This is a genomic window from Nonomuraea sp. NPDC050643 (genome assembly GCF_040654715.1).
Taxonomy (GTDB): Bacteria; Actinomycetota; Actinomycetes; order Streptosporangiales; family Streptosporangiaceae; genus Nonomuraea.
On the sequence record NZ_JBFAIM010000108.1, the window covers coordinates 23,824 to 30,262 of the forward strand.

Consider the following 6,439-nt stretch of genomic DNA (forward strand, 5'->3'; position numbering starts at 1 on the left):
ATCCGCGCGGATCGGGCAGGCTAAAGGCATCGTCATCCAACCACCCAGGGAAGCCAGATCACCGTGACCGACATCCTTGACGACCTCGCGTGGCGGGGCCTGATCGCGCAATCCACCGACCTTGACGCCCTGCGCGCGGCCATGGCCAAGGAGCCGATCACGGTCTATTCCGGCTTCGACCCGACCGCGCCGTCCCTGCACATCGGTCACTTCGTGCCGCTGCTCACGCTGCGCCGCCTCCAGCTCGCCGGCCACCGCCCGATCGGCCTGGTCGGCGGCGCCACCGGCCTGATCGGCGACCCCAGCGGCCGCAACACCGAGCGCTCGCTCAACTCCAGCGACATCGTCGCCGAGTGGGTCGAGCGCCTGCGCGGCCAGGTCGGCAAGTTCCTCGACTTCGACGCCGAACGAAACCCGGCGCGCCTGGTCAGCAACCTCGACTGGACCGGCGAGCTGAGCGCCATCGACTTCCTGCGCGACATCGGCAAGCACTTCCCGGTCAACCGCATGCTGGCCAGGGAGTCGGTCTCCGCGCGCCTGGCGGGCGAGGGCCTCAGCTACACCGAGTTCAGCTACCAGATTTTGCAGGCCAACGACTACCTCGAGCTCTACCGCCGCTACAACTGCTCGCTGCAGATCGGCGGCAGCGACCAGTGGGGCAACATCACCGCCGGCGCCGACCTGATCCGCCGCATCGAGGGCGGGCACGTCCACGTGCTCACCCAGCCGCTGATCACCAAGGCCGACGGCACCAAGTTCGGCAAGACGGCGGGCGGAGCGCTCTGGCTCGACCCCGCGATGACCTCCCCGTACGCCTTCTACCAGTACTTCCTCAACGCCGACGACCGCGACGTGATCCACTACCTCAAGGTGTTCACGTTCCGGAGCCGCGAGGAGATCGAGGCGCTGGAGAAGGCCGTCGCCGAGCGTCCCTTCGCCCGCGAGGCCCAGCGCACGCTGGCCGAGGACCTCACCGTGCTGCTGCACGGCGCCGACGAACTGGCCGCGGTGGTGGCCGCCTCCAAGGCCCTGTTCGGGCAGGGCTCGCTGGAGGAGTTGCCCGCCGCCACGCTGGAGGCCGCCCTGGCGGAGGTCCCCAAGGCCGCCGTCCCCGCGCTCGGCGCGCCGCTGGTCGACCTGCTGGCCGACAGCGGGCTGGTGGAGTCCAAGTCGGCGGCGCGGCGGGCGGTCAAGGAGGGCGGGGCGTACCTGAACAACGTCAAGATCACCGACGAGTCGTACGTCCCGACCGCCGACGACCTGCTGGCCGGGCGCTTCCTGGTGCTGCGCCGCGGCAAGAAGTCGATCGGCGGCGTCGAGGTCGGCTGACCCCCGGGCGGACGGCCTTACACGGTCGTCGGCCTGGGGCGGGCCCTTCGCGGTGCGGAGGGCCCGCTGGCGTTCGCTTTTCGGATGGCGCGTCCGGATCTCGCTCAGAGGTTCACCGGCGGGTGAACAGCGCCACCGTCAGCCCCGGCAGATCCCCCGAATGCTTGGCCACGTCCAGCTCGAACCCGGCCTTCTCCACCTCACCGACCCGAGGGATCCCGTCACCCTCCAGCCCCGACTGCTTCGTCCCCCGCCACACGACCCAAACCCGCTCCCGCCCGTCCAGGACGGCGGAGACATCGGACCGCTCCGGATATCCGAACCCATCGGCATCGGGCGAATCCCCCGACCGCAGGACGTCAACGGGCATCAGGGAATCGGCGTAGTAATCGAACCCGTTCCGCAACTGGCTCTGCCCGTACACGATCGCGTCGTCGGGCTCGGCCTTGATCACCCGCAGTGCCCACGGAATGTTCTCGAACCGCCCGTTCTCCTCCCGGATCTCCACATGGTCGGCGAAGGCCAGCGCGCACCCGAGCGCCACGACCACCACCGCCGCCACCACGTGGAACCGGGGCAGACAGGCCACGGCCAGCCCCGCCAGGAGCGCCAGCGCCGGGGCGGTGACGAAGAGGTAGCGGTCCACGTACACCGGAGTGAGCAGGTGCGACACCGCGAGCAGCAGCACGGGCGGCAGCACCAGCCAGGCCACCAGCACGTACGCCCACGTGCGCTCACGCCGGGCCGTCGTCCACCACAGCGCCGCCCCGGCCAGCGCGATCGCGAACAGCAGCACGCCGAGCCCGGTCGACCCCGCCGCCATCTTCGGGAACTTCAGCCACACCTCCGGCCCGCGCTGCGGGATCCAGCTGATCGCGTGCCGCTCCCCGTACCCGATCAGCCCCAGGACGGCGGCGGGCACGCAGCCGATCGCCAGCGCGGCCAGCATGGGCATGAGCACCGCCCGCCGTGCCGGCAGCAGGTGCGCGGGCAGGACCAGCACCGCGAACAGGTGCGTCGAGCACACGAGCGCGATCGCCACCCCGTACAGCACCCACCGCCGGCCCGTGGGACGGTCGAGGGCCCGGTGCAGCGCCCAGAACGAGAAGACGACCGCGGCCGCCGCGAACGCGTACGACCTGGCGAAGGCCCCGTAGTAGGACACCGAGGGCAGGATCGCGAAGACGGCCGCGGCGATCACGCCCGCCCGCGTGCTGTGCAGGCGACGGCCCAGCTCGACCAGGAACCAGGCCGTCACGCCGATCGCCACCGCCGACGGCAGCCGCAACCACAGCTCGGCCGTGCCCACCTTCGACCAGAGGTGCATGAACAGGTAGTAGGGGAGGAAATGACCGTCGATGTGCCGCGCCAGCTCGAACATCCCGGGCAGGGACCGGGACGCGGAGCTGATGGTGGCCAGCTCGTCGCCGTTCAGAGTGGCGGCGCCCGAGCCCGAGAACGCCGCGATCCCGGCGATCAACCCCATCCACCAGGGGGGTGACGTGCGGAGACGTTCGGCCGGGCGAGCCGGGGGTGCGAGGGTGGCGGCAGTGGTCACCGGGGCAGGATACGCGCCGTAGGGTCGGGAGTATGGCGAATGTGATCGTGTTCGACCTCTATGGCGTGATCGCCCGTACTCAGTCGCCGGAGGCGCGGGAGCGGATCGCCGGGCTGGCGGGCGTGCCGGGCGAGGGGTTCTGGGAGGCGTACTGGGCCTGCCGGCCCGCTTATGACGCGGGTCAGGACAGTGCCGCCTACTGGGAGGCGGTGGGGGAGCGGCTGGGGACGCGTTTCGCGGACGTGCCCGCCCTCGTCGCCGCCGACCTGGGCAGTTGGTCCCACGTGGACGCCGCCATGGTCGAGGTGGTGCACGAACTGGCGGATCAGGGGCACCGGCTCGGACTGCTGTCGAACATCATCGAGGACCTGGTGCCGGTCTGGGAGTCGGGGCATGGCGACTGGCTGGGCAGGTTCGCCAGTTTGACGTATTCATGCCGGATCGGGGTGGCCAAGCCGGAGCGGCGGGCGTACGAGATCTGTGCGGAGCGGATGGGGGTGACGCCCCGGGACGTCCTGTTCTTCGACGACAACGAGGTCAACGTGCTCGCGGCGCGGGAGGCCGGGATGGCGGCCGAGGTCTTCGAATCACCGGAGCAGGTACGGGCGCTCGCGCGCGACCTCGGACGGTAGGCCGCTCCGGCGCTCGATCCCGGGCACCTCGGACCGAGACCTTGACGTGCGCCTTCGACGAATTACCGGCCGGAGACCTCGGACCTCCGACCTCGCGCTGGGGCGGGGACCTAATGCCCTTCGCCGTCCAATACGAGCAGGGCCGCCAGCGTGGCGTCCTTGTGGTCGCGCGTCCACGGCGGGCCGACCTGGGCGCGTAACCCGTCCACCCGCGCCGTCACGGCAGGCCCGAGTACTCGGGCAGCCGTGACGCGGAGCTCCTTGAAGTCGTAGCGGATCACCGCCAGCCCTTCCGCCCGCGCCGCCTCCGCCAGGGCCTCGTGGTAGAGCTCTCCCTCGGCGCCGTGCAGGTAGTGGTGCCTGGCCAGCACCTCGGCCAGCGCACCGGGCAGCGCCATCCGCCCGGCGCCGACCGCGCCCAGATCCAGGGCGACGCCGAGCACCTCGTGCCCCGCTTCGGCCAGTTTTCCCGCGGCCGTGGCGAGGGCGTCGCGGGAGGCCGTACCGGCGGCTCGTTCCACGCGGGCGATCAGCTCGCCGGCCGCGCCGGGATCGAGACCGGCGGCGGCGTGATAGGGCTGGTCGGGCAGCGAGGGATCGGCGAGGAGCGTCACCCGCTCACGTAGCAGCACCTCAGGCGCCCCGGCCGCGCCGCCGACCGCCACCAGCACCGCCCAGCCACAGTGATCCTTCACCCCGAGCGCCGCCCTGCCCAACCTCGCTCACCTCCGCGTCACTGCTTGGTGATCCGTACCGGCCTCATCACGATCACCACCCGCCGTTCGGCGTCGCCGACGGGCCGTTCGTAGTCCAGGCCGTAGCGGCGGGCCAGCACATCGAAGAAGTCACCCGACGGGTCCGGCTCGACCCGCGCGACCTCGCCACGGATCTCCACATAACGGTACGGCTGCTCAGGGTCGTTGATGGAGACCGCCACCTGCGGATTTTCCATGACGTTCCGGCACTTGCGGCGATCCGTCGTGGTCGTGAACCGCAAGAACTCCCCGTCCCAGATCGTCCAGACCGGGTTCACCTGGGGTGCTCCGTCCGGGCCGATCGTCGCCAGGTGGGCGAAGAGAGGGCGGGTCAGCAGGTCCAGATGGCTTTCAGGGATCATCGCGCTTTCCTTTCCGGGTTTCTGGTGGGGTTCGGGCACTGTATCAAAGCTTTGATAATCATCAAGGTTCGAATCATCGTATGAGCTTGTAGGGTCGGCCATATGGGGATCCCCGCGGAGGAACGGCTCGGTCTGGACATCAAGCGCGCCGAGCAGGTCCTGATCGCCGCCAAGCAGGCCGCCGTACGACCCGCCGGCCTGACCGTCCCCCAGTACGCGGCCCTCTTCGCCCTCGCCGACAACCCCGGCATCTCGGGCGCGGCACTGGCGAGAGCCTGCCTGGTCACACCGCAGGCCATGACCGTGGTGCTCAAGAACCTGGAGGAACGCGGGCTCATCGAGCGCTCCCCGCACCCATGGCACCGCAACGTCCTGGAGACCCGGCTGACGGAGACCGGGCGTACGGCGCTGGAGGAGGCGGATCGGCGGGCTCTGGTGATCGAGCGGGCGATCGCGGACGAGTTCAGCGCGGACGAGCGCAGCATGCTGCGGGATCTGCTGAGCCGGTGCAACGACGCCATCGCCCGCGTCACTCCCGAGCTCTGACCCGCGGACGCCTGACCGTGTGAGCCGCCGATGCTCGGTGGCGCGCGGTCGGTGCGCGCGGTTAGTGCGCGCGGTCGGTGGTGCGGGGCGAGCCACACGCATTCTGAACCACAGACCGCAGGGGAGCGTCGGTGAGGTCGTCTCATCAGACGACCGTCGTGTTTGTGCGTCGTGTCGCACCAGGTCGGCCTCCTCATTCCACCGGCCGCGCGCAGCACGCACGGCAGTGGCGCGAGCCCGTCCGAAACGCGTACCGCGCCCAGCTTCGGGGCGACAACCCCAAGTCCAGAGCGCGCGCCTCGCCTTGAGGCGACGACACCCTGCCAAAGGCGTGCACCCTGCCTCGCCGTCCAAGGCGTGCGCTCCACCTCCGCTGTCCCAGCCGTGCACCTCGCCTCGACGCTGCGGCACCGTGCCGAAGGTATGAGCCCCGCTTCGCTACGACGGCATCGCGCTCACAATGCGCGCCCAGCCCTGGGAGACATGCCGCGTCCAGTACCCGCACCAGGCTCTGGCACGACTCACCATGCCCTCCACATCGCACGCCATGCGGAACCCCAGCCACGCAACCGAATGACGGCACCGCTGCAGCCCGCACCCATGCCCTGGCGCGGATCCGCCCGTACCCCCTCCGTCATCCCGCCCGTCGCGCGATGCAGCCGAGTCGGCGCGCAACATGCCGCCGCCGTGGCAACGCCCCACGCCGATTACGCCGATCACGCCGATCTCCCAGCTCAGCAGGCGGATCTTCATAGGCCATGCCCATGCCCGCAGCCCATCCCTGGCGAGGCGATTTGACGTGTCGCGGATCGCGACCTAATCTTTCACTTCGCCCCGGGAGTGAGCCGGACGCCGATCTGGCGGACGGGCCCCAGGGCAAAGCCCTTAAAATGACGAGCCACTCGGCAGAGCAGCTTCGGCGCGCTCCCGCACGGGTCGTCTCTGGGTGCGCGTCGACTCACCGGAAAATCGGTTGATTCGACACGAGCCGAGTGACACGGTAAGTTACGAGGGTTGCCCCAGAACGGGGCAGCACAATCTTGGAAGATTCGATCAGCTTCATACAAGTCTCCGGATTTGACACGAAGCTGGACAATCCGATAAGATAGAGACGAGCGAGATAGCGCCTCTAGGTAGAGATCACTTTAAGTGAGTCTCTGCCGGATGTACGCGTCCGTTTCTTGAGAACTCAACAGTGTGTTAAAAGCCAGTGCATGATGCACAACCCCGTCAAGATGGTTTATTTGGCGGATTCCT

6 protein-coding genes are annotated in these 6,439 nt (G+C 69.4%); 3 read left to right on the top strand and 3 right to left on the bottom strand.

Annotated elements, in window-relative coordinates; translation table 11 throughout:
- Positions 1 to 63: 63 nt before the first annotated feature.
- Entirely contained in the window at positions 64 to 1,329 is a 1,266-nt protein-coding gene (gene tyrS, locus AB0I15_RS63465) for a tyrosine--tRNA ligase (RefSeq protein ID WP_358119476.1), read from the top strand.
- A 112-nt stretch (positions 1,330 to 1,441) separates the two neighbouring features.
- Here tyrS and AB0I15_RS63470 read toward each other — a convergent pair whose 3' ends face one another.
- Positions 1,442 to 2,887, bottom strand: a complete 1,446-nt coding sequence (locus AB0I15_RS63470; protein WP_358119479.1) for a glycosyltransferase family 39 protein — start codon at positions 2,885 to 2,887, stop codon at positions 1,442 to 1,444.
- 32 nt (positions 2,888 to 2,919) lie between these two features.
- Between AB0I15_RS63470 and AB0I15_RS63475 the strand changes: the two genes are divergently transcribed.
- Entirely contained in the window at positions 2,920 to 3,519 is a 600-nt protein-coding gene (locus AB0I15_RS63475; RefSeq protein WP_358119482.1) for an HAD family phosphatase, read from the top strand.
- Positions 3,520 to 3,629: 110 nt separating this feature from the next.
- Here AB0I15_RS63475 and AB0I15_RS63480 read toward each other — a convergent pair whose 3' ends face one another.
- Positions 3,630 to 4,235, bottom strand: a complete 606-nt coding sequence (locus AB0I15_RS63480) for a hypothetical protein (protein ID WP_358119484.1) — start codon at positions 4,233 to 4,235, stop codon at positions 3,630 to 3,632.
- A 17-nt stretch (positions 4,236 to 4,252) separates the two neighbouring features.
- Complete coding sequence (locus AB0I15_RS63485; protein WP_358119486.1) at positions 4,253 to 4,636, bottom strand: PPOX class F420-dependent oxidoreductase; 384 nt, start codon at positions 4,634 to 4,636, stop codon at positions 4,253 to 4,255.
- A 102-nt stretch (positions 4,637 to 4,738) separates the two neighbouring features.
- On the opposite strand from AB0I15_RS63485, the gene AB0I15_RS63490 reads away from it, so the two are divergent.
- A complete protein-coding gene (locus AB0I15_RS63490; protein WP_358119489.1) occupies positions 4,739 to 5,182 on the top strand; it encodes a MarR family transcriptional regulator in 444 nt (147 codons plus the stop codon).
- The last annotated feature ends 1,257 nt before the right edge of the window (positions 5,183 to 6,439 follow it).

What these genes read in the sequence shown, in the direction of transcription:
- AB0I15_RS63490 (WP_358119489.1), top strand. Translation starts at nt 4,739, where the DNA reads ATGGGGATCCCCGCGGAGGAACGGCTCGGTCTGGACATCAAGCGCGCC.
- AB0I15_RS63475 (WP_358119482.1), top strand. Translation starts at nt 2,920, where the DNA reads ATGGCGAATGTGATCGTGTTCGACCTCTATGGCGTGATCGCCCGTACT.
- AB0I15_RS63485 (WP_358119486.1), bottom strand. Translation starts at nt 4,636, where the DNA reads ATGATCCCTGAAAGCCATCTGGACCTGCTGACCCGCCCTCTCTTCGCC.